The 22,137-nt window shown below is 66.8% G+C and carries 19 protein-coding genes; 5 read left to right on the forward strand and 14 right to left on the reverse strand.

Annotation, left to right across the window (positions count from 1 at the left end):
- The first annotated feature begins 128 nt into the window (after positions 1-128).
- Positions 129-1,217: a M23 family metallopeptidase gene (locus IPM60_00895; protein ID MBK8906497.1), complete on the forward strand. Its 1,089-nt coding sequence runs from the start codon at positions 129-131 to the stop codon at positions 1,215-1,217.
- Here the strand turns inward: IPM60_00895 and IPM60_00900 are convergent.
- From IPM60_00900 to hypA, 7 genes are all read right to left on the reverse strand, one after another.
- Entirely contained in the window at positions 1,183-1,497 is a 315-nt protein-coding gene (locus tag IPM60_00900; protein MBK8906498.1) for a cupin domain-containing protein, read from the reverse strand. The two genes, IPM60_00895 and IPM60_00900, sit on opposite strands and share 35 nt — an antisense overlap.
- Before the next feature lie 164 nt (positions 1,498-1,661).
- Positions 1,662-2,657, reverse strand: coding sequence for a hydrogenase expression/formation protein HypE (gene hypE / locus IPM60_00905; protein ID MBK8906499.1), 996 nt, complete (start codon positions 2,655-2,657; stop codon positions 1,662-1,664).
- A gap of 91 nt (positions 2,658-2,748) precedes the next feature.
- Complete coding sequence (gene hypD, locus IPM60_00910) at positions 2,749-3,894, reverse strand: hydrogenase formation protein HypD (protein ID MBK8906500.1); 1,146 nt, start codon at positions 3,892-3,894, stop codon at positions 2,749-2,751.
- Positions 3,891-4,151 carry a HypC/HybG/HupF family hydrogenase formation chaperone gene (locus tag IPM60_00915; GenBank protein ID MBK8906501.1) on the reverse strand — a complete coding sequence of 87 codons (261 nt, stop codon included), beginning with the start codon at positions 4,149-4,151 and terminating at the stop codon, positions 3,891-3,893. Before IPM60_00915 ends, hypD begins: the two co-directional genes overlap by 4 nt.
- Before the next feature lie 5 nt (positions 4,152-4,156).
- Entirely contained in the window at positions 4,157-5,419 is a 1,263-nt protein-coding gene (locus IPM60_00920) for a carbamoyltransferase HypF (protein MBK8906502.1), read from the reverse strand.
- A 35-nt stretch (positions 5,420-5,454) separates the two neighbouring features.
- Positions 5,455-6,417 (reverse strand): hydrogenase nickel incorporation protein HypB, encoded by a 963-nt coding sequence (gene hypB / locus IPM60_00925; GenBank protein ID MBK8906503.1) that lies wholly within the window; start codon positions 6,415-6,417, stop codon positions 5,455-5,457.
- A gap of 5 nt (positions 6,418-6,422) precedes the next feature.
- Entirely contained in the window at positions 6,423-6,764 is a 342-nt protein-coding gene (hypA, locus tag IPM60_00930; protein ID MBK8906504.1) for a hydrogenase maturation nickel metallochaperone HypA, read from the reverse strand.
- 432 nt (positions 6,765-7,196) lie between these two features.
- On the opposite strand from hypA, the gene IPM60_00935 reads away from it, so the two are divergent.
- Together IPM60_00935 and IPM60_00940 are read left to right on the forward strand one after the other, a co-directional pair.
- A complete protein-coding gene (locus IPM60_00935; protein ID MBK8906505.1) occupies positions 7,197-9,704 on the forward strand; it encodes a glycogen/starch/alpha-glucan phosphorylase in 2,508 nt (835 codons plus the stop codon).
- A gap of 37 nt (positions 9,705-9,741) precedes the next feature.
- A complete protein-coding gene (locus tag IPM60_00940) occupies positions 9,742-11,211 on the forward strand; it encodes a glycogen synthase (GenBank protein MBK8906506.1) in 1,470 nt (489 codons plus the stop codon).
- 471 nt (positions 11,212-11,682) lie between these two features.
- Here IPM60_00940 and IPM60_00945 read toward each other — a convergent pair whose 3' ends face one another.
- The 6 genes from IPM60_00945 to IPM60_00970 all read right to left on the reverse strand — a co-directional run bounded on the left by IPM60_00945 (position 11,683) and on the right by IPM60_00970 (position 19,278).
- Complete coding sequence (locus IPM60_00945; GenBank protein MBK8906507.1) at positions 11,683-13,083, reverse strand: phosphomannomutase/phosphoglucomutase; 1,401 nt, start codon at positions 13,081-13,083, stop codon at positions 11,683-11,685.
- A 2-nt stretch (positions 13,084-13,085) separates the two neighbouring features.
- Positions 13,086-14,483: a UDP-glucose/GDP-mannose dehydrogenase family protein gene (locus IPM60_00950; GenBank protein ID MBK8906508.1), complete on the reverse strand. Its 1,398-nt coding sequence runs from the start codon at positions 14,481-14,483 to the stop codon at positions 13,086-13,088.
- Between the two features lie 3 nt (positions 14,484-14,486).
- A complete protein-coding gene (gene galU, locus IPM60_00955; protein ID MBK8906509.1) occupies positions 14,487-15,461 on the reverse strand; it encodes a UTP--glucose-1-phosphate uridylyltransferase GalU in 975 nt (324 codons plus the stop codon).
- Positions 15,462-15,664: 203 nt separating this feature from the next.
- The gene (locus IPM60_00960) at positions 15,665-16,399 is read right to left on the reverse strand and encodes a DnaJ domain-containing protein (protein ID MBK8906510.1); all 735 of its coding nucleotides are present in this window, start codon (positions 16,397-16,399) and stop codon (positions 15,665-15,667) included.
- A 5-nt stretch (positions 16,400-16,404) separates the two neighbouring features.
- Positions 16,405-17,124: a VWA domain-containing protein gene (locus tag IPM60_00965; protein MBK8906511.1), complete on the reverse strand. Its 720-nt coding sequence runs from the start codon at positions 17,122-17,124 to the stop codon at positions 16,405-16,407.
- A 30-nt stretch (positions 17,125-17,154) separates the two neighbouring features.
- On the reverse strand, positions 17,155-19,278 hold the full coding sequence (locus IPM60_00970) for a molybdopterin oxidoreductase family protein (GenBank protein ID MBK8906512.1): 2,124 nt from the start codon (positions 19,276-19,278) through the stop codon (positions 17,155-17,157).
- Positions 19,279-19,450: 172 nt separating this feature from the next.
- On the opposite strand from IPM60_00970, the gene IPM60_00975 reads away from it, so the two are divergent.
- A complete protein-coding gene (locus IPM60_00975) occupies positions 19,451-20,560 on the forward strand; it encodes an NAD(P)/FAD-dependent oxidoreductase (GenBank protein MBK8906513.1) in 1,110 nt (369 codons plus the stop codon).
- 143 nt (positions 20,561-20,703) lie between these two features.
- Positions 20,704-21,465, forward strand: a complete 762-nt coding sequence (locus IPM60_00980; protein ID MBK8906514.1) for a flagellar basal body L-ring protein FlgH — start codon at positions 20,704-20,706, stop codon at positions 21,463-21,465.
- Between the two features lie 19 nt (positions 21,466-21,484).
- On the opposite strand, the gene IPM60_00985 is transcribed toward IPM60_00980, so the two are convergent.
- Complete coding sequence (locus IPM60_00985; GenBank protein ID MBK8906515.1) at positions 21,485-22,114, reverse strand: glutathione S-transferase; 630 nt, start codon at positions 22,112-22,114, stop codon at positions 21,485-21,487.
- Positions 22,115-22,137 lie beyond the last annotated feature (23 nt).

Consider the following 22,137-nt stretch of genomic DNA (forward strand, 5'->3'; position numbering starts at 1 on the left):
GAGTTCGGCTACCCACGGTTACATCGCTTGCCCGGATTCGGTTCTCGACGCCGGCGTCGCGAGGACGGGCGTTGATAGCGGCCCCAATTATGGCAGAATGACGAGGCGCACCAGGAGGAGAGTGAACCGTGAGAGCCCAGTTTCAGCCATCATCGCCGGCGATTCCCAAGGTCCGGCAAGGCTGCCTCCGCGACGCCATGCGGGGGTTGCCGCGCGCGATCGCATCGGGCGCCGCCGTTGCCGCGGTCGCCGGAACGATCTGCGCCGGCGGGACCGCGCTGGCCGCGGCCGAACCGCCGTCCCTGCAGCTTCCGGTCGACTGCGCCATGGGATCCATGTGCACGATCCAGAAGTATGTGGACCATGACCCAGGGCCGGAGCGCATGGATTACGCCTGCGGGCGCTTGAGCAAGGACGGCGACACCGGCACCGACTTCCGGGTGCCCAACCTGCCGGCCATGGAGCAGGGGGTGCCGGTGGTGGCGGCGGCGCCTGGCGTGGTGCGGGCGACCAGGGACGGCATGGCCGACATCAGCGTGCGCGAAATCGGCGCCGAGGCTATACGCGGGCGCGAAGCCGGCAACGGCGTGGTCATCGACCACGGCGACGGCTGGGAGACCCAGTACAGCCACCTCCGCAACGGCAGCGTCGCCGTCCGGAAGGGCGATTCCGTGGCGGCGGGCCAGCGTCTCGGCCTCATCGGCATGTCCGGCAACGCCGAGTTCCCGCATACGGAGTTCAGCGTCCGCTATCGGGGCGAGGACGTGGATCCGTTCGTCGGCACGGCGCCGTTCTCGTCCTGCGGCGATCCGCGCCAGCCGCTGTGGTCGGAGGCCGCGCTCGCGCAGCTCGCCTACACGCCGACCTGGCTGTTGACCGCCGGCTTCGCGACCTCGCGTCCGGAGGCCGAAGCGGCGCGGCGCGGCGCCTATGATCAGGGCGCGCTGCGGGCCGATGCCGATGCCCTGGTCCTGTGGGCCGATGTCTCCGGCACCATCGCGGGGGACGTACAGAGCTTCCGCATCGAGGGGCCGGACGGCGCCGTCGTCCACGAGCACACCGACACGCTCAAGGACAACAATATCTCGTGGTTCGCGTTCAGCGGCCGCCGACCGCCCGGCGGCGGCTGGCAGCCCGGCCGCTACCGCGGCACCTACACGCTGACGCGCGACGGCACGGCGCTCATCCAGCAGACCCGCGAGGTGGTGCTGGAGTGACCCCCGTCCGCGCCGAGGCCGCGTCATCCGCAGTGTCGCCCGGGCGGGCTCCCTGGTGCACGACCCACAGCAGCAGATCGCCGGTAAAGCGATAGAAGCGGTGCTCGACGCCGGCGGGAACGAACAGCAGGTCGCCGCCGTTGAAGCTGCAGCGCTGGTCGCCGGCAGTAAAATGACCGCTGCCGCGGATGACGAAATAGATTTCATCTTCGGCGTGGGGCTGCTGACGATCCTCGTTGCGCGGAGCGTAGATGGACATCCGCAGGTCGCCGCGTTCCATCAGCGTCGCAATCGGCAACTGCTGGCCGCCGCCGGGAATCCGGTTGGCGGCATCCAGAACGTTGAAGTGCCAAAACTTCGGTTTCTCCGGCGGGTTCACGTGTCACTCCTGACCAGCGCTCTCTTAAGAACGCGCCCTTGAGTAAATGGTGCCGGCGCGGCCCCTCAGCAAATGCGCGGCAACTGCTCGCCCGCGAGCCAGTCGACGATGCGGGTGCCGCCGAACGACGTCTCCATCTGGACGAACCGGTGCGGATCCTCGGTGCAGGCGCCGATGATGCGGGCGTGGCGGCCGAGGGGGTGAGCCAGCATCACCGATAGCAATCGATCCGCATCGGCGGCCGCGCAGAACGCCACCAGCTTGCCCTCGTTGGGAACATAGAGCGGGTCGAGCCCCAGCAATTCGCAGGCGCCGCGGACGGCATCGGCAATGGGGATGGCGTCCTCGCGGACGGTGATGCCGATGCCGGATGCCATGGCGATTTCGTTGAGGACCGCCGCGAGGCCGCCGCGGGTCGGGTCGCGCAGCACGTGGATGCCGGGCACCGCCGCCACCATGTCGGCGACCAGGCCGTTCAGCGCCGCCGAGTCCGACAGCAGTTCCGTCTCGAACCTCAAGTCTTCCCGCTTCGACAACACCGCGACCCCATGATCGCCGATGCTGCCGCTGATCAGAACCGCGTCGCCGGGGCAGGCGCGATCGGCGGAGATGTCGACGCCGTCGGGCGCGACGCCGATGCCCGTTGTGGTTATGAAGATGCCGTCGCCCTTGCCGCGTTCGACCACCTTGGTGTCGCCGGCGACGATCGTGACGCCCGCGGCGCGCGCCGCCGCCGCCATCGAGCGGACGATGGCGTCGAGGTCCGCCAGAGCAAAGCCCTCCTCGATGATCATGCCGCAGGTCAGATAGAGCGGCCGCGCCCCGGCCATGGCGACGTCGTTGACGGTGCCGTGCACGGCGAGCGAGCCGATGTCGCCGCCGGGAAAGAACAGCGGCGAAATGACGAAGCCGTCGGTGCTGACCACGATGCGGCCGACGCCATGCGGAGCGCCCCCATGTGGGGCGCCGTTCTCCAGCGGCACGGTGGCGGCGTCGTGTTGTCCGGCGAGCCAGGTGTTGTCGAAGTGTCTGGCGAACATCTCGGCGATCAACTGCGCCATGGCGCGGCCGCCGGCCCCGTGGCTCAGATCGATACGTCCGTTCTCGAGGTCCAGCGGCCGGGGCCACGGGCTGCGCCGCCGCGCCGCGACTTCAGGCGGGGACACGCTCCGCCTCCCGGAAGCGGCCGTAGGTGTAGTACGCGGCGCAGGCGCCTTCCGAGGACACCATGCACGAGCCGATGGGGTTGTCCGGCGTGCATACCGTCCCGAAGATCTTGCAGTCGCTCGGCTTCTTGACGCCGCGGAGGATGGCGCCGCACGCGCACGCCTTGCTGTCGGGCACTTCCGTCTCCGCAAGCGCGAAGCGCCGCTCGGCATCGAAGCCGGCGAACGCCGCGTTGATGCGGAGGGCGCTGTACGGAACCGGGCCCAGCCCCCGCCATTCGAAGCTGGAGCGCAGATCGAACACTTCCGCCACCAGCGCCTGCGCCTTCGTGTTGCCGTCGCGGTCGACGACGCGGGTGTACTCGTTCTCGACTTCGGCGCGGCCGTCGTTGAGTTGGCGGATCAGCATCAGGATGGCCTGCATCACGTCGAGCGGCTCGAAACCGGCGATGACCACCGGGCGCTGGTAGGCCTCGGCGAAATGCTCGAACGGGCGCGAGCCGATGACGGCGCTGACGTGGGCCGGGCCGATGAAGGCGTCGAGCGGCAGCGTTCCGAGGCCGCGCACCTCCGGGCTTTCCAGGATGGCGGTGATCGCCGCTGGGGTGAGCACGTGGTTGCAGTGGACCGTGAAGTTCTCGAGGCCGAGCGCGCGCGCCTGCTTGAGCGCCACGGCGGTCGGCGGGGTCGTGGTTTCGAAGCCGATCGCAAAGAACACCACTTCGCGGTCCGGGGCCTCGCGGGCGATGCGGATCGCGTCGAGGCTGGAATACACCATGCGCACGTCGGCGCCGGCGGCCTTGGCCTTCAGCAGCGTCATGCGCTCCAAGCCCGGAACCCGCAAGAGATCTCCGTAGGTGCACAACACGACGCCGTGGTCCCGTGCGAGTTGCACCGCCTGGTCGACGCGGGCGATGGGCAGCACGCACACCGGGCAGCCCGGCCCGTGGATCATGTGCACGTTGGCCGGCAGCAGATCCTGGACGCCGTAACGGAAGATGGCGTGGGTGTGGCCGCCGCAGAACTCCATGATGTGGTAGTCGCGGACCGCGTGCGCCTCGGCGGCGATGGCGGCCGCCACGCTGCGGGCCAACGCGGGATCGCGGAACTCGTCGACGAAGCGGACCGTCATCGGGTTGGCGCCTCCTGGTCCGCTTCCCAATCGACGCCGTCGAGGGCGCCGACTCCGGCGAACAGCGCCAGCGTCTCCCGCGCCTCTTCCGGATCCAGCCGCGACAGCACGAAGCCGACATGGACGATGACATAGTCGCCGACCTGGATATCGTCGGTCAGGGCGAGGCTCACCTCCTTGACGATGCCGCCGACGGCGGCCCTGGCCATGCCGTTCTCGAAAATCTCGGTGATCTGCGCCGGGATCGCCAGACACATGGTCGCTAGTCCTTTTTCCTTCGGTGTTCGGCCATGGCAACCACCCAGGCCTGGCCGAGGCTGATCGCGGCGTCGCCCGGCCCCAATCCGCGCGGCGACAGCGTCTCCAGATCCCGCTCGGCAAGCGCCATGGTCAGGCCGGTCCTCAGCACCGTGTTGGCGAAGCAGCCGCCGGCGAGGACGACGCGGCGCACGCCGGTAGCGGCCGCCGTCGTCGCCACCCATTCGGCCAGCGCCGCGACGAGGGTGGCGTGGAACAGCCGGGCGCCCTGCCTCGGGTCCATGCCGATGAGACGCGCCAGCAGCGGCGTCATGTCGAGCACCCCGCCGTCGAGGCGCCAGCCGAGCGATCCGTCGTCGAGGCGCCAGCCGAGCGATTCATCGTCGAGGCGCCAGCCGAGCGATTCATCGTCGAGGCGCCAGCCGAGCGATTCATCGTCGAGGCGCCAGCCGAGCGTTCCATCGTCGAGGCGCCAGCCGCCGGAATCGACTTCCGCCGCCGCCTCCGCCTCCCCTTGGGCCACCGACGCGGCGAGTCGCTCGAGCGCCATCGGCGCCTCGCCTTCGAAGGCAGAGACCGCCTTGACCCCGAGCAGGCCGCACGCGGCGTCGAACAGCCGCCCGCAACTTGAGGTCGGCGGCGCATTGCAGCCCCGCTCCAGCATCCGGGCCACCACCCCGGCGCCCGGGAAGGCGGCGAAGCGCGCCGGGATCTCGGGACCGCGCCCCAAGGCGTGCAGCGCCGCCGCGCCCATGCGCCACGGCTGGCGTGCCGCGGCGTCGCCGCCCGGCTGGCGCAGGTGCTTCAAGTGTCCCAGTCGGCGAAACCCGCTGGCATCGACGCGCAGCAACTCGCCGCCCCACGCCTCGCCATCGTCGCCGTAGCCGTAGCCGTCCAGCGCCAGCCCGAGCACCGGCTGTTCCAGGCCGTGCTCCGCCATCACCGCAGCGACATGGGCATGGTGATGCTGCACCGCCACCGCCGGGACTCCAAGCCGGCCCGCCATGTCTTCTGCAAAACGCGTCGACGGGAAGTCGGGATGGCGATCATGGGCGATAATCGGCGGCCAGCCGTCGACACTGTCCAGAAATGCCGCGAACGTGCGTTCCGCAGCGCCCCGCGCCGACGCCGTCGACAGATCGCCGAGATCGTTGGAGACCAGGGAGGCCGAGCCCTGGGCCAGGCAAAGGGTATTCTTGAGAAAGGCGCCCACCGCCACCACCGGCGCAACGGAACGCGGCAGGGGAACGACGAACGCGTCGGCCATGGCGTCGTCTGCCGCCGGGCGTGCCAGGGCGAGGCTCAAACCGGAGCCTCCACGGACCGGTTCCCGGATGCGCAGGCGCGCCGCCGCGCGATCCAGTCATACCAGGCCGCGAGGCCCTTCCCCGTCGTCGCCGATACCGGCAGCATCTCGATGTCGCGGTTGACGCGCCGAGCATAGGAAAGGCAGCGATCCACGTCGAACGCTACGTGGGGCAGCAGGTCGATCTTGGTCAGCAGCATCAGCCGCGAGGCATGGAACATGTCGGGGTACTTGAGCGGCTTGTCCTCGCCCTCGGTCACCGACAACATCACCACCTTGCAGGCCTCGCCCAGGTCGAAAGCGGCCGGACACACCAGGTTGCCGACGTTCTCGATGAACAACAGGGAGTCCGGCTCCGGCTGCAGCCGCTCGATTGCGTGCCCGACCATATGGGCGTCGAGGTGGCAGCCCTTGCCGGTGTTGATCTGAACCGACGGCGCGCCGGCGGCGCGGATGCGCTCCGCATCGAACGCGGTCTGCTGGTCGCCCTCGATCACCGCGATCGGGACCCGGTCGCACAGGTCGGCGATGGTGCGGACCAGCAAGGTGGTCTTGCCGGAGCCGGGGCTGGAGACGAGGTTCAGGGCGACGACGCCGCGGGCGCCGAGCCAGGCGCGATTGGCCGCTGCGAACCTGTCGTTCTCTCCCAGAATATCCTGTTCGACCTGGACGATGCGGGCGTGGCTCGTCCCCGGCGCGTGCACCGCGTGCAGACGCGGGGGCTCGCCGGCTGGCGAACCACTGTGGGGGCTCTCCGCGACGTGATGAGGGTGCCCATGACCGTGGTCGTGATGGCGCCCATGGCGGTGCCCGTCGTGGTCGTGATGGCGCCCCTGACCGTGATCGTGATGGTGACTGTCGTGGTCGTGATGGCGCCCATGACCGTGGTCGTGATGGTGACCTTCGGGGCCGTGGATCGAGACGCTGTCGGCCGTCCCGCACCCGCATACCGTACACATCGCGCTTATGCCACCTCCAACTCGGCGACGCGAAGCTCGTCGCCGCCGGTCACCTGCAACTCATACGTCCTGCACTGCGGGCAGCAGTCGTAGCGTTCCGTCAGTTCCACCGTCTCCCCGCAGTTCATGCACCACGCATTGCCGGGGATGCGAACCATGTCCAGGATGGCGCCGTCGGCGACGGTTCCGCGCGCGATCGTCCGGAAGCAGAATTCCAGAGCCTCCGGTGCGGCGCACGAAAAGGCGCCGATCACGATGCGTACCGCGTTCACGCGCTGGAACCCGTGCGTGCGCTGCTCCGCCTCGATTATACGAATGATGCCTTCGCACAAGGACACTTCGTGCACAACGCTCCCTCCCGCAGCGGAGCGGATTCCGTTCCGGCTCGCGAACCCCAACGGGCTGCTTCAACGCTTGCCGCAGCCCTGGTGCGCCCCGCCCTTTTTGTTGTTCTCATGATACAGCGTTGCCGCCGCCGAGGACCATGGAAAACACGCTCGGCTTCGAAGATGAAACAGGATCGCACGCGCACTTCGGCCTCGCGAGAGGCATTGGCGGACGCGGCTCTGCGGTAAGTTTGTCGGCTGGGCGCCGGTTCTGGTCCGCACCTTCCGGCCGAACGCGATTTATTCGCGGGCGCTCGCGATGATCATCGACTTGTGGCGGCTTCGTCGTCATAACGTGTGCGAACGGACCATGGGGACGACAACGTCTCGACGCTGCGGTGGGGGCCGCACGTCTCATCGAGACTTCAGCGTGAAACGGGGAGGTTTTCCACGATGCCAGCGAAGAAGAACGCCGGACCGGCAGAAGACAATGCGGTGTACGAGATTCCGGAGGACTACCACACCGGGACCGATGTCGACAGCGTGGTGCAGAGCTACAACTTCCATCTGCACTTTACACTGGCCAAGGATCAGTACTCGGCCACCACACACGATTGTTATCAAGCTCTCGCACTGGCCGTCCGCGATCGCCTGGTTGGCCGCTGGATCCGCACGCAGCAGACCTACCATCACCAGAACGTCAAGCGCATCAACTACCTGTCCCTCGAGTTCCTGATCGGCCGAGCGATGGGCAATAACGTCATTAATCTGATGATGGAGGACACCTGCCGCCAAGCGATGACCCGGCTCGGCCTCGACTGGGACATCCTGCGCGACGTGGAGGTCGACGCGGCGCTCGGCAACGGCGGCCTCGGCCGTCTCGCCGCCTGCTTTCTCGACTCCATGGCGACCTTGAAGCTGCCGGCCATCGGTTACGGCATTCGCTACGACTACGGGATCTTCAAGCAACGCATCGAGAACGGGTACCAGGTCGAGGAGCCGGACAATTGGCTGCGGCTCGGCAATCCCTGGGAGATCCCCCACCCGGAAAAGACCCGCGCAGTGCAATTCGAAGGCCGCGCCGAACCCTACCGCATCGGCAAGCGCACCAAGTGGCAATGGCTCGACGCGCGGCCGGTTTACGGCTTGCCCTTTGACACGCCGATCGTCGGTTACGGCTCCAACAACGTCAACACCTTGCGCCTGTGGACGGCCAGTGCGACGCAGGAGTTCGACTTCCACGACTTCTCGCGCGGCTCCTACGTTGAGGCCGTCGAAGACAAAGTGATGGCCGAAAACCTGACCAAGGTTCTGTACCCGAGCGACGCCATCTATGCCGGTCGCGAACTCAGGCTCCGTCAGCAGTATTTCTTCGTCTCCTGTTCGATCCAAGATCTCATCCGCCGCTTCAAGGCGCACAACAACGACTGGAATTCTTTCCCCGACAAGTCCTTTATCCAGATGAACGACACCCATCCGGCGGTGGTGATTCCTGAACTGATGCGCATCCTGCTCGACGAGGAAGATCTCGAGTGGGAGAACGCCTGGGAGTTGACGGTCAACTCGACCGGCTACACCAATCATACCCTGTTGCCGGAAGCGCTGGAGAAGTGGCCGGTGAGCATGTTCGGGCGCCTGCTGCCGCGACACCTGCAGATCATCTATGAAATGAACAGTCGTTTTCTGCGCAAGGTTGCTACCCGCTATCCCGGCGATACCGGGCGTCTCGAGCGCATGAGCATGATCGAGGAGCAACCGGAGAAGCAGGTGCGCATGGCCAACATGTGCGTGGTGGGCAGCAAATCGACCAACGGCGTCGCCGCGCTTCACACCAAGCTGCTGAAGTCGCAGGCCATGCCGGACTTCGCCGATTTCTTCCCGGAACGTTTCAACAATAAGACCAACGGCGTCACGCCGCGGCGCTGGCTGCTGAAGGCCAATCCCGGCCTCTCCAAGCTGATCTGCGAGGAGATCGGCACGGGTTGGATCACCGACCTCGATCAACTCCGCGGGATCGAGAAACTTGTCGACGATCCCAAGATCATTCAGAAGATCATCGACATCAAGCAAGCCAACAAGAAAGCCTTGGCTGAGTATATCCAGAAAGAGTTGGGGATCCGCGTCCCCAGTGCGTCCATGTTCGACGTGCAGATCAAGCGCATTCACGAGTACAAGAGGCAATTGCTGCTGTGCCTCTATGCGATCACCCTGTTCAACCGCATAAAGGAAAACCCCGATCTGGATATCGTACCGCGGACGTTCATTTTCGCGGGCAAGGCCGCTCCGGGCTATTTCATGGCTAAGCTGATCATAAAGCTGATCAACTCGGTCGGCAGCGTGGTCAACTACGATCCGGACCTCAAGGACAAGTTGAAGGTCGTGTTCCTGCCCGATTACCGCGTGTCGCTGGCTGAAAAAATCATCCCCGCCGCGGAACTCAGCGAGCAGATCTCGACCGCAGGGACGGAAGCTTCCGGCACCGGCAACATGAAGTTCGCCATGAACGGCGCCCTCACCATCGGCACCCTGGACGGCGCCAACGTCGAGATCAAGGAACAGGTCGGCGACGACAACATCTTCATCTTTGGGCTGACCGCCGACCAGGTCGCGGCGCAACGCGGCAGCTATGACTCAATTTCCGCTTATCGGAGCCATGAGGACATCCGGCGCGCGATCGACCTGATCCGCGATGACTTCTTCAGTCTGAACGAGCCAGGGATCTTCCGACCCATCGTCGCCACCCTGCTCGAGGGCGGCGATCATTACATGCACCTCGCCGACCTCCCCAGCTACATCGACGAGCAGGCGCGGGTCGACGCGCTCTACCGGGATCAGCAGGCATGGAGCCGGAAAGCGCTGATCAACATTGCCCGCACCGGCAAGTTCAGCTCCGACCGCACCATCGCCGAGTACGCCAAGGAGATATGGGACGTAAAGCCCGTCAACGTCGCGGACAGTTGACCGACCGCCGCTGCGCAACGACGGGAGAAGGCGCACAATGTTCATTGCAATGGTGTCCTCGGAGCTTGCGCCCGTTGCGAAGGTCGGTAGCGCCGCCGACGCCGTGTTCGGGTTGAGCCGCGAACTGGAGCTCCGAGGCCACACCGTCGAGATCATTCTGCCGAAGTACGACTGCCTTTGGTACGAGGAGATCTGGGCCCTCCACAAGACATGGGAGGACCTGTGGGTCCCGTGGCATGGCGGCGCCATCCCCTGTTCGGTGTGGTACGGTTTCGTGCACGGCCGCAGATGCTTTTTCATCGAGCCGCATTCCCGCGACAATTTCTTCAATCGAGGCTGCTTCTACGGCCATCCGGACGACCCCTATCGCTTCGCTTTCTTCTGTCGGGCGACCCTGGAGTTCATGCTGAAGTCGGGCAAGCGCCCCGACATCATCCATTGCCACGACTGGCAGACCGGGCTTGTTCCGGTCTTGCTGTACGAGCTCTATCAGAACCTGGGGCTCGACCGGCAGCGGGTCTGCTACACCATCCACAATTTCAAGCATCAAGGCCTGTGCGGCGAGGCGCTGCTGTGGGCATGCGGCCTGGGGCGGCCAGAGTACTTCTTTCATCGCGACCGCCTGGGCGACAACGACAACCCGGCCGCCATCAACCTGATGAAAGGCGGGGTCGTCTACGCCAATCACGTGACGACTGTCTCGCCCCGCCATGCATGGGAGGTGATCCACACCGACCAGGGCCACGGCCTCGGCCCAACCTTGTCAACTCATTCAGCGAAGTTCACCGGCGTGCTGAATGGCCTCGACTATGACGAATGGAATCCGGAGACTGACCGCAGCATCCCATCGCACTACACCCGGTGGAATGCCGACGCCAAGTCCGCCAACGCGCAGGCGCTGCGCGAGCGGCTATGGTTACGCAACGACGGCATGCCGCTCGTCGCCTATGTCGGCCGGCTCGACGCGGACAACGGTATCCATCTCATCCAGCATTCGCTGTTCTACGGGATGGAGAGCGGGGCGCAGTTCGTTCTGTCGGGGGCCTCCCTCGACGCCGGTGTCAATGACCACTTCTGGAAACTCAAGCAGCAGCTCAACGAAAGCCCGGATTGTCATCTGGAGATCGGGTGCAACGAACAGCTCGCCCACCTTATCTACGCCGGGGCCGACATTGTGGTGCTGCCGAGCATGGTCGAGCCGTGCGGCACCGCACAGCTCATCGCCATGCGGTATGGCGACGTGCCGGTCGTCCGCGCGGTCGGCGGCTTGGCCGACACCGTGTTCGACCGCGACCACTCGGACCGGCCGCCAGAGATGCGCAACGGCTACTGCTTCGCCGACGCAGACTTCTCCGGCGTCGAGTCGGCGCTCGGTCGCGCCATCCGGCTCTGGTACGAGAGCCCAACGGACTTCCGCCAATTGATGAACAACGGCTTGGCCATGGACTATTCGTGGTCCGCGCCGGGTGGGCACTACCTCGGCATCTATGAACAGATACGCTGCTAGTGGTTCCGTGCTGAGGGTCGAGTCTTATCCGTCGCAGGACAACTCCTGTGGGTCAGCCGGCTTTTTTCCAGCCAACGGCACAAATGGCAAAAACAAAGTGACAGGTTGTAACATTGCTTCTATGTTGATTTCAGTTCAGACACAAAAGTCGGCTCAGACATAAAAGTCGGCAGTGACCGGCCCGGGTTTTGGGAGAAGCATCAAGCGATAGAAATTTACAACGACGAAGAACACAAAATCAGATGCCGTCGCAGACGGCGAGCGACGCTGCCGCGAGGTGTGGCGGTCGTTGCAGGCAAGATTAAATACTGATCTTGCCTGTTTTTTTGAGCACGGCTCTTCGAGCCCCGGTATTTCAGCGGCACCGCCCCGTGTTGGAGGACGCCGCCGGATCCCGAGCGGCGGGATGCAAATGTCGTCCCGTCTCGCGCACCAGGGATCACCCGGCGCCGGATGGGCTCCCCAACATCCTCAGACGGCGGCGATGGTCGGCGGTTGGATCCCGCTCTGCAGAAGCTGGTCAGACAACTGGGCGATCTGGCGGGCGAGCGCGTCCGAGGTCGCCGCCTCGCAGCGGCCCACCAGGACCGGTTGGGTGTTGGACGCCCGCAGCAGCCACCAGCCATCCGGCGACGAGACGCGGACGCCGTCGATGGTCTTGACGTCGACGCCCGACGCCTCGCCCAGTCGGCCCTTGACTTCGTCGATCACCGAGCGCTTGCGCTCGTCCGGACAGTCGATGCGGATCTCCGGCGTGTTGATCATCTGCGGCAACGCATCCCGCATCTCGCCCAGGCTCCGGTCGGAGCCGGCGACGATGGACAGCAGCCGCACCGCCGCATAGAGCGCGTCGTCATAGCCGTAGTAGCGATGGGCGAAAAACATGTGGCCGCTCATCTCCCCGGCTAGCGGGGCTCCGGTTTCGGCCATCATCGTCTTGATGGGCGAGTGGCCGGTGCGGCACATCAACGGCTTGCCGCCCATGCGGGCGATCTCGTCGAAGAACACTTGGCTCGCCTTGACGTCGGTGATGACGATGGCGCCCGGGATCTCCGCCAGGATCGGCCGGGCCAGGATCAACAGGAGCTGGTCCCCCCACAGGACGCGACCTGCGGCGTCGACCACGCCGATGCGGTCGCCATCGCCGTCGAAGGCGATGCCAAGATCGCAGCGGCTGGCGACAACCGTCTCTTGCAACTGCTCAAGGTTCTCGACCACGGTCGGATCCGGATGATGGGCGGGGAAGCGGCCATCCACCTCATCGTTGATAAGGACGTGGCGTCCCGGCAGATCGGCGCACATCCGCCGCACCGCGTCGCCGGCGGCGCCGTTGCCGGGATCCCATGCCACCGAGAGCTCCCGCCCCGGCTCGTAATCCGCGAGCAGCCGCCGGACATAGTCCGCCTCGACGGCGCGTTGTTGCGCACGGCCCTCGCCGCGCACGAACGGTCCCCGCTCGGCGCGCCGGCCGAGCTTGAGGATGTCTTCCCCGAAGAACGGGCGGCCCATCAGCACCATCTTGATGCCGTTGTATTCGGGCGGATTGTGCGAGCCGGTGATCATCATGCCGGCGTCGGCGCCGAGATGCCGGGCGCTGAAATAGAGCATCGGGGTCGGGCCGCGACCGACCCGATGGACGGTCATGCCGCTGCTGATCAGCCCATCCACCAGCACCCGCTCCAACTCCGGCGACGTCAGGCGGCCGTCATACCCGACCGCCACCGACGCGCCGCCGGCCTCGGCGACACTGGAGCCGAAGGCGCGGCCGATACGGTGCACGCCTTCGACCGTGAGCGTCTCGCCGACGATGCCGCGGATGTCGTACTCGCGGAAGATCGTCGGATGCAGGTCCATGGACGCCGCGATCGTCATGGTCAAACGGCGGCCTCTTCGGGAACCTGCTCCTCTGGAACCCGCTCCGGCACCTTGGCGAAGGCGGCGGCCGGCGGTGCTTCGCGGGGGCACACGCGCGGACGGCCGATCGACGTGTAGTCGAAGCCGGCGCTGGCCATTTCGCCGGGATCGTAGACGTTGCGGAGGTCGATCATCACCGGCGACCTGAGCAGGCTCTTTACCCGGCCGAGGTCGAGCAGCCGGAACTCGTTCCATTCGGTGATGATCGCCACCGCGTCGGCGTCGGTCATCGCGTCATAGGCGCTGTCGCACCACTGCACGTCGTCCAGCAGCTTCCTCGCCTCGGCCATGCCTTCCGGATCGAAGGCCTGGATCGCGGCACCGGCCTTCTGCAGGGCGGGAATGATGTCGAGACTGGGGCTGTCGCGCATGTCGTCGGTGTTCGGCTTGAAGGTGAGCCCGAGCACGGCGATGGTCTTGCCGCTGACCGAGCCGCCGCAGGCGGCGACGATGCGCTCCGCCATCAGCGCCTTGCGCCGGTCGTTGATGTCGATCACCGTCTCGACGATGCGCATCGGGCTCGACGCCAGTTGCGCCGTGTGAACCAGCGCCAGCGTGTCCTTGGGGAAGCACGATCCGCCGTAGCCGGGACCGGCGTGCAGGAACTTGCGGCCGATGCGGCCGTCGAGACCGATGCCGCGGGCGACATCGTGGACGTTGGCGCCGATCCGCTCGCACAGGTCGGCGACCTCGTTGATGAAGGTGATCTTGACCGCGAGGAACGCGTTGGCGGCGTACTTTGTGAGTTCGGAGGTCGAGCGCGAGGTAAACAGGATGGGCGTCTCGATCAGGTACAGAACCCGGTAGAGCTGGCGCATGATGTCCTGGGCGCGCTCGCTGTCGGTGCCGATCACCACCCGGTCCGGGCGCATGAAGTCGTTGATGGCCGAGCCTTCGCGCAGGAACTCCGGGTTGGAGACCACGTCGAAATCGGCGTCCGGGCGGGCCTCGCGGATGATCCGCTCGATCTCGTCGCCGGTGCCGACCGGCACCGTCGACTTGGTAACCACCACCGTGTAGCCGTTGAGCGCCGCCGCAATCTCGCGGGCCGCGGCGTAGACGAACGTGAGGTCGGCATGGCCGTCACCGCGGCGGCTGGGCGTGCCGACCGCAATGAATACGGCATCCGCTTCGCGAACCGCCTGCCGCAGATCGGTGGTGAACTTCAGTCGGCCGGCGTTGACGTTGCTGGCGACCAAGCCGTCCAGACCCGGCTCGAAAATCGGCATCTCGCCGCGCAGCAGGCGGTCGATCTTGCTCTTGTCGTTGTCGACGCAGGTGACGTTGACGCCGAACTCGGAAAAACACGCACCGGAAACCAGACCGACATAGCCGGTCCCAATCATCGCAACTTTCATGGATCAACCCTTGGCTGGTGCGGCAGAACGATGCTCTGCCTTCTGCTTTGCTTCCGACTTGCCTGCTTCCGACGTGCCGGACGACTCAATGCTCCCGGGCACCTCAGCGTCGAGGTACTTCCGCAGCATCGCGCGCAACTGACTGTTCATGTCGCTGCGGTGCAGCGCGAACGCCAGGTTCGCTTCCAGGTAGCCCAGCTTGTTGCCGCAGTCGAACCGGGTGCCTTCGAAACGAACGCCATGGAAAGGCACCAGACCGATGGTCCGCGCCATGGCGTCGGTTAACTGAATCTCGTTGCCGGCACCGCGATCCTGGTGCTCCAGCACGGTCAACACGATCGGCTCCAGGATGTAACGGCCGATGATGCCCAACCGCGACGGCGCCTTGTCGGGCGCCGGCTTCTCGACCAGGCCTTTCGCCCGCACGCAACGGCCGAAATCTTCCTCCAGGTCGAGAATGCCGTAGCTCTTGACCTGATCCTTCGGCACCTCCTCGATCGCCACCAGATTGCCGCCCATCTCCCGATGAACCTCGACCATCTGCTTGAGACAGCCGGTGGCGGAGAGGATGAGGTCGTCGGCGAGCAGCACCGCGAACGGCTCGTCGCCGATGAAGTTGCGGGCGCACCACACCGCGTGACCGAGGCCCATCGGCTCCTGTTGGCGGGTGTACGAGATGTGGCCCGGCGGCGGCATCCAGTCGAGTACCGACTTGAGCGCCTCGTCAGCGCCGCGCTCGCGGAGGATCTGCTCCAACTCGACGCTGTGGTCGAAGTGATCCTCGATCGCACTCTTGGCGCGCCCGGTGACGAATACGAACTCCTCGATGCCCGCCTGCTGCGCCTCTTCCACGGCGTACTGGATCAACGGTTTGTCGACGACCGGCAGCATCTCCTTCGGCATGGCCTTGGTTGCCGGAAGAAACCGCGTCCCGAGACCGGCCACCGGAAACACCGCCTTACGAATCGGCTTCGGCATGATTACCCTTCGCGCTTGATCATTGATCTTGCAACGCACATTTTGCCGACAGCACTCTGCCATAGAAGCGCACAGAACGCAACCACCGCGTGCGGAGTCGGCGATCGGCAACTCCAGAATGAGGGTGGCACGGGATCGGCGGCAATGTCGGAATGGCGTTGCGGATCGGGATGGTCGAAGCCGCCAGTATACCCGCCGCCGCCTCAACGACCCAGTAAAACTTGCCGGGCCTGATTTATCTTGGCAGCCAGGTAGTTGGAGCCGCCCTTGTCGGGGTGCAGGGACGCGATCAGGCGCTGGTGCGCGGCCTTGATGTCCGCATCTCCGGCACCGGGCGCGAGACCGAGCACATCATAAGCCTCCTCGCGGTTCATGGTCACGGTTTCGCTCGATGCCCGCCGGTCGTTCCCTGAATCGCCATCGTCGTGCTCAGCATGCATGCCGCTTCGCCAGTCCGGGTGGGCGCGGTCCAGATACGCCTCAAGCACCCGCTCCGATTCGGCGTCCGACGCGCTGACCACCTCCAGAAGCTGAAGCAGTTGCCGGGCCGAGAGATCGTTCAGCCGCCGGCCGACGAACGGTCCCTCCCGTACCTCGCCATCCATGGCGCCGCTGTCGTGATCGAGCACCATGCGGAGATAGCGGGTCTCGAGGTTGGTGGTCCGGCCGCTGCTGCCGATGCCGGCGGCGCGGGCATGGTTCTTCATGGTGCGCTGGGCGCGGTAGAGGCGCGCCGCCATCGGCATGAGCACCATGGCGCTGCCGATCGCCCAGCCGAGGCGCCCGGTTACGGCGAGGAACACCGTCACGGCCACCAGTGCGACGATGGCGAGCCATGTCAGCGCGGCGGTCAGCGCCTTGGGATCGGCTTCCACGAACCACTTGATGATGAGAAGAAAGCCGCCCAGCAGCGCCAGTCCCAGAAGCAGGTAAGCCAACCGAGTCAGCGCCCCTTCATCTGATGGGCGATCCGCAACACCGTGCCGCCCCGGCGCCCCGCCAGATCCTCCAGTGCCGGCCTCCCGCCGGCCGCGAACACGGCGACAGCGCTCAGCAGTTCTCGCAGCATGTCGGCGCTGCCCTCGTCGAAGCGCAGGTAGGCGCCGTTGGTCAGCCGCGCGATCTCCTTGAACGCGTACGCGGCGACCGTCATGCCGCCCTCATGGAACATGAACGCCGGCACTCCGAGCACGCCCAGTTCCCCCGCCAGTCGCCCCAGGCGATCCACGTCCTCTTCGACCGCGTCGCCGACGAACACCAGGGCGTTGACCTTGCGGTTCCGGGTCTCATTGACGGCATGGTGCAAGACCTTGCCGATCTGGGTCTCGCCGGCGCGACAGGTGACCGACGTCATCAGACGCACCAGCGGCTGCGCCTCGGTCAGCCACGGGCTCACTCGGAACTCGCCGAAGCCGCGATAGAAGCAGAGCTGGATCTCGAGCCCGCCCAAAGCAGCAGTCTCGGTGAACATTTCCCCCTGCAGGCGTGCGGCGTGATCCCAGGTGGGCTGGCGGCTCGCTGTCGCATCGAGAGCGAACATCAGCCGTCCGCGTCCCGTCGCCGGCTTGGCGCTGGGCGCACTCCGCACTTTGGCCAGAAACGCATCCACCTCGGCCGAGGAAGGCGGTTTCGAAGGCAGACCAGATTCATGACCACCCGGCATCACGTCATCCCGTGCACAACCGCTGATGGTCTAATAGTTAGCCTCCAAAGTCCCTATTTCCAGCCGCGTGGGCGCCGGCGTTTTCGGGCGCACGGGCGCGGGGACGCGCCGCACCCATACCGCCGTGTCGTGAAACGCCGCGCCCCCGGCCGGCGGGGCGGGATCGCCGCCGGTGAGGGTGTTGATGCCCCTCCCCTCCACGAACGCCGCGTTCGGCCACACGCTTTCCACGATGACGACGCCACGCTGAAGGCCGGCGAAGGGTTGAACGTCGACCACGACGGAGCCGCGGTGATTGCCGAGCCGCACCCGGTCCTCCGCCGTGAGATCCAGCGCCGCGCAGTCGTCCGGATGCAGCATCGCCGTCGGCTTGCCCTGCTTGCGCTGCGACGTCGGCGTTTCGGTGAAGCTGGTGTTGAGGAAGTTGTGGGCCGGCGCCGTCACCAGGCGGAACGGATGGTCCTCGTCCGTGTCCTCGATGATCGCCAGATGGTCCGGCAGCGGCGGCAGGCGAGATCCGCCCGGCCCGAGCGCCGCCCAGTCCGGCGCGAACCGGAACCGCCCATCGGGCCAGGCAAAGCCGTTTAGATAGTGCGCCTCTTCGAACGGAAGGGCGCAATCGACACCGCCGCTGGCCGCCACCGCGTCCGCGCCGGGGAGGCCGGCGGTGCGCAGGGTCTCGTCGATGATCTCCCACGCGGTCATCGTGAAGCCGCGATGGGTGAGGCCGAGGCGCCGCGCCAGATCGCACAGCACGTCGTGGTTGCTGCGACTTTCGCCGACCGGCGCGATTACCCGAGGCGCCACCTGCAGATAGGTATGGCCGCCACCGACATAGACGTCGTCGTGCTCCAGGAACGTCGTCGCCGGCAGCACCACATCGGCCATCTTCGCGGTCTCGGTCATGAACTGCTCGTGCACGCAGAGGAACAGGTCGTCCCTTGCCAGCCCCCGGTGGACAAGCGCCGACTCCGGCGCCACCGCCGCCGGGTTGGTGTTCTGGACGATCATCGCCGTCACCGGCGGCCCCCCGCAGAGAGCCTCCCGGTCGCCGGTCAGAACGCGGCCGATGCGCGACATGTCCAGTTCCCGGACGTCTTCGCGCCGCGCCTCCGTCCCCTCGATCAGGGAGCGGTCGAGCGCATAGAGGCCGCCGTTGGAGAACAGGGCGCCGCCGCCGCGATGTTGCCAGGCGCCGGTGACGGCCGGCAGGCACGAGGCGGCGTGCATGTTGACGGCGCCGTTGCGGGACCGCGTGAAGCCGTAGCCGAGCCGGAGGAAGCTCCGCTTGGTGCTGCCGTAGAGCCGGGCGAAGTGCTCGATCATCTTCGCATCCAGGCCGGTGATCCCTGCCGCCCACTGCGGCGTTCGCGTCTCCAGGTGACGCTCGAGGCGGTCGGGGCAGTCGGTGTAGCGGGCGAGGTAGTCGCGATCCGCGCAGCCGTCGCGGAACAGCACGTGCATGACCGCACACGCCAGCGCCCCGTCGGTTCCCGGTTTCAGCGCCAGGTGCAGGTCGGCGGCACGGGCGGTGGCGTTCGCGTAGGGGTCGATGGACACGAGCCTGGCGCCCCTCCTCTTCCGCGCCGCCGTGGCGTGGGTCATGACGTGGACCTGGGTCGCCGCCATGTTGCCGCCCCACAGCACGATGAGGTCGGAAGCCTCCATCTCCCGCGGGTCGAGGCCGCGATAGGCGCCGGCGCCGGCGATCCACCCGGGCTTGGCGATGGCGACGCAGATGGTCTCGGCCATCAGCGACGTGCCCATGACGTGGCGGAACCGCTTTATGCCGTCCCGCTGCACAAGCCCCATGGTGCCTGCATAGTTGTAGGGCCACACCGCCTCGGCGCCGTGGGTGGCGATTGCGGCGCGGAAGGCGTCAGCGACCCGGTCCAGCGCCTCGTCCCAGCCGATCGCCTCGAAGCGGCCCTCGCCCTTGGCGCCGACCCGCACCAGCGGCCGGGTCAGCCGGTCCGGATGGTGCACCCGCTCGGCATAGCGGGCCACCTTGGCGCAGACGACGCCGGCGGTGTACGGGTTGTCGGCGGCGCCGTGCACCCGGCCGATGGTCGCGTCATCGAGGCGCTCGACATCGAGGGCGCAGGTGCTGGGACAATCGTGCGGGCACGCGGTCCGCACCCTCTCGTGGCTCATCGGGAGTCCTCGCCGGCAGCGCTAATTTCGTTGCAGAGTCTAGCCCCCGACAACCGCTTGTTCAATGCCGCTCGCCGGCGGCGGGTTGATCGCCGCTTGCGGGCGGGCGCTCACGGTTTCACAATAAGCGCATGCCCGCTCGACCTGACGCCCACGCCGCCGCCGAGACGTGATGCCGACGCCGGACTCAGTTGACTGCGCTGTCGTCGGCGCCGGTGTGGTCGGCCTCGCCGCCGCCCGCGCCCTCGCCGCGGCCGGCCGCGAGGTGGTGGTGCTGGAGGCGGCCGACGCCATCGGCACTGCCACCAGTTCCCGCAACTCCGAAGTCATCCACGCCGGCCTGTACTACCCGCAGGGCAGCCTCAAGGCGCGGCTCTGCGTCGACGGCCGCAAGCGCCTCTACGCCTACCTCGACGCCCACGGCATCGACGTCGACCGGTGCGGCAAGCTGATCGTCGCCACGGAGGAGGCAGAGTTGCCGGCGCTGGCGGCGCTGGAGCGGACGGCCGCGACCAACGGCGTCGACGACCTGCGCCGGTTGAGCGGCCGGGAGGCGCGGGCGATGGAGCCGAACCTCCGCTGTGTCGCCGCCCTGTTGTCGCCGTCGAGCGGCATCTTCGACACCCACGCCTACATGCTGGCCCTGCAGGGCGACGCCGAAGAGCGGGGCGCGATGATCGCGTTCCTGAGCCCGGTCACCGGCGGCGAGGTCCGCGACGACGGCATCGTCATCAACGCCGGCGGGCCGGAGCCGATGAGCCTTCTCTGCCGGTCCGTGATCAATGCCGCCGGCCTCGGCGCGCAGCCTCTGGCACGGGCGGTCGCGGGTGTTGCCGACGCCACGATCCCTCCCCTCCACTTCGCCAAGGGCAGCTATTTCTCCCTTCTCGGGCGCCCCCCGTTCCGGCGCCTGATCTATCCGGTGCCGGGCCTCGCCAGCCTCGGCACGCACTACACCATGGACCTTGGCGGCCAGGGGCGGTTCGGGCCGGACGTGGAGTGGGTGGAGGCCATCGACTACCACGTGGATCCGGCTCGCGCCGAGACGTTCTACGGCGCCATCCGCCGCTACTGGCCGGACATCAACGCCGATGCTCTGGCGCCGGCGTATGCCGGCGTGCGCCCCAAGATCCAGGCCCCGGGCGCGCCGCCGCACGACTTCGTTATCCAGGGCGCCGACGTTCACGGCGTGCCGGGCCTGGTCAACCTCTACGGCATCGAGTCGCCCGGCCTCACCGCTTCCCTCGCCATTGCGGACGAAGTCCTGAAGCGCCTCGCGTAGGCGGGTTCCGGCGTCCTTGCGAGGCGGACCCTGCTCGCGATCACGATATTCCCGCTCGGTACAATCCTGGGTCGCGATATCAACATCGCGGTAAGGTTTGCCGTCGACACTGCCGGAAGCGAGGGCACTGAAGGACTGAAGGCATGAACCGATCCCGTTTCCGCACCGTCTCCGCCATCGCGCTGGCAAGCGCCGTCGCGTCCGCCGCCGGCGGCTGCAACACCTTTAGCCGCCTCTCCGACGTCGGCGCCGAGCCGCAGATGAGCGCGGTCTCCAACCCGGTGGCGCAACCGGGGTACCGGCCGGTCAGCCTGCCGATGCCGGCGCCGATGATCGCCGAGGAGAACCCCAGTTCACTGTGGCGGCCGGGCGCCAAGGCGTTCTTCAAGGACATCCGCGCCAAGGACGTGGGCGACATCCTCACCGTCCAGCTCAGCCTCGACGACAAGGCGTCGCTCAACAACGCCACCAACCGGCAGCGCGAAGCGAGCGAGTCAACCCAGCTCGACGCGCTGCTCGGCTTCGAAAATCCGGTGAAGGGGGTGTTCAAGAGGGCGGAGGACCCGAGCAACCTGCTCGACTTCGGCTCGACGAGCGAGACCGACGGCGACGGCGACATCGACCGCAGCGAACAGATCGACCTCAAGGTCGCCGCGGTGGTGACCCAGGTGCTGCCCAACGGCTCGCTGGCGATCATGGGCCGCCAGGAGCTGCGGGTGAACTACGAACTGCGCGAGCTGATGGTCCAAGGCATCATCCGGCCCCAGGACATCGAGGCCGACAACACCATCTCCCACGAGAAGATCGCCGAGATGCGCCTCGCATACGGCGGCCGCGGCACCTTGAGCGACCTGCAGCAGCCGCGCTGGGGCACCCAGGTGTGGGACATCCTGGCGCCGTTCTGAGGGACCCTTCAGTCCGTCGTCAGGCCTTCGCCGAGGGTCGGGCGCTGACCTCCTGGTGCCAGCGGCGGGCATGGGTGTGGTCGTCGGGGAGGCCGAGCTTTATCCAGCCGGCGAAGTCGACGGCGACCAGCGCGGTGATGTCGGCGATGGTGAAATGGCCGCCGGCGACGAACGGGGATTCGGCTAGGCGCTCGTCGAGGACACGGAAGAAGCGCCGGACGCGCATCCGCCCCCGCTCCGCCAGTTCCGGGATCTGCTCGACGCCGTCAACGCCGGTCAGCGCCCGGCCCTTCATGCCCTTGGACGCGTTTCGGAAGGCGTCCTGGGCGGGGAGGAAGCCATCGATCTCGCACCGGTGCTCCCACATCGCCACCACCGCCTTGTCCCTGGCGTCGCGGCCCATCAGCGGCGGGTCCGGCCACGTCTCCTCAATGTAGCGGCAGATCGCCACCGCCTCGGTGATCGTGGCGCCGTCGTCGAGGGCGAGCGCCGGCACCGTCGCCCATGGGTTGATGCGGCGGAATTCGGGCTGCAAGTGCTCGCCATTGCGCAGGTCCACCTGCACGGTCGGCAACTCGACGCCCTTCTCGGCCAGGAATATGCGCACACGGCGCGGGCTCGGCGCGGTGCTGCAGTCGTAGAATTTCATGGCTGTCCTCCCTGCCCTGTTCA

It is taken from the genome of Rhodospirillales bacterium (genome assembly GCA_016710335.1).
Classification (GTDB): domain Bacteria; phylum Pseudomonadota; class Alphaproteobacteria; order Rhodospirillales; family Defluviicoccaceae; genus JADJXQ01.

Bases quoted from the DNA above. Each gene is read 5' to 3' on its own strand.
- hypD (MBK8906500.1), bottom strand. From the start codon at position 3,894: ATGACGGTCCGCTTCGTCGACGAGTTCCGCGATCCCGCGTTGGCCCGC.
- galU (MBK8906509.1), bottom strand. From the start codon at position 15,461: ATGCCGAAGCCGATTCGTAAGGCGGTGTTTCCGGTGGCCGGTCTCGGG.
- IPM60_00900 (MBK8906498.1), bottom strand. From the start codon at position 1,497: ATGGAACGCGGCGACCTGCGGATGTCCATCTACGCTCCGCGCAACGAG.
- IPM60_00970 (MBK8906512.1), bottom strand. From the start codon at position 19,278: ATGAGCCACGAGAGGGTGCGGACCGCGTGCCCGCACGATTGTCCCAGC.
- IPM60_00985 (MBK8906515.1), bottom strand. From the start codon at position 22,114: ATGAAATTCTACGACTGCAGCACCGCGCCGAGCCCGCGCCGTGTGCGC.
- IPM60_00950 (MBK8906508.1), bottom strand. From the start codon at position 14,483: ATGAAAGTTGCGATGATTGGGACCGGCTATGTCGGTCTGGTTTCCGGT.
- IPM60_00920 (MBK8906502.1), bottom strand. From the start codon at position 5,419: ATGGCCGACGCGTTCGTCGTTCCCCTGCCGCGTTCCGTTGCGCCGGTG.
- IPM60_00980 (MBK8906514.1), top strand. From the start codon at position 20,704: ATGAACCGATCCCGTTTCCGCACCGTCTCCGCCATCGCGCTGGCAAGC.
- IPM60_00945 (MBK8906507.1), bottom strand. From the start codon at position 13,083: ATGACGATCGCGGCGTCCATGGACCTGCATCCGACGATCTTCCGCGAG.
- IPM60_00975 (MBK8906513.1), top strand. From the start codon at position 19,451: ATGCCGACGCCGGACTCAGTTGACTGCGCTGTCGTCGGCGCCGGTGTG.
- IPM60_00935 (MBK8906505.1), top strand. From the start codon at position 7,197: ATGCCAGCGAAGAAGAACGCCGGACCGGCAGAAGACAATGCGGTGTAC.
- hypB (MBK8906503.1), bottom strand. From the start codon at position 6,417: ATGTGTACGGTATGCGGGTGCGGGACGGCCGACAGCGTCTCGATCCAC.
- hypE (MBK8906499.1), bottom strand. From the start codon at position 2,657: ATGGCGCAGTTGATCGCCGAGATGTTCGCCAGACACTTCGACAACACC.
- IPM60_00965 (MBK8906511.1), bottom strand. From the start codon at position 17,124: ATGCCGGGTGGTCATGAATCTGGTCTGCCTTCGAAACCGCCTTCCTCG.
- IPM60_00940 (MBK8906506.1), top strand. From the start codon at position 9,742: ATGTTCATTGCAATGGTGTCCTCGGAGCTTGCGCCCGTTGCGAAGGTC.
- IPM60_00915 (MBK8906501.1), bottom strand. From the start codon at position 4,151: ATGTGTCTGGCGATCCCGGCGCAGATCACCGAGATTTTCGAGAACGGC.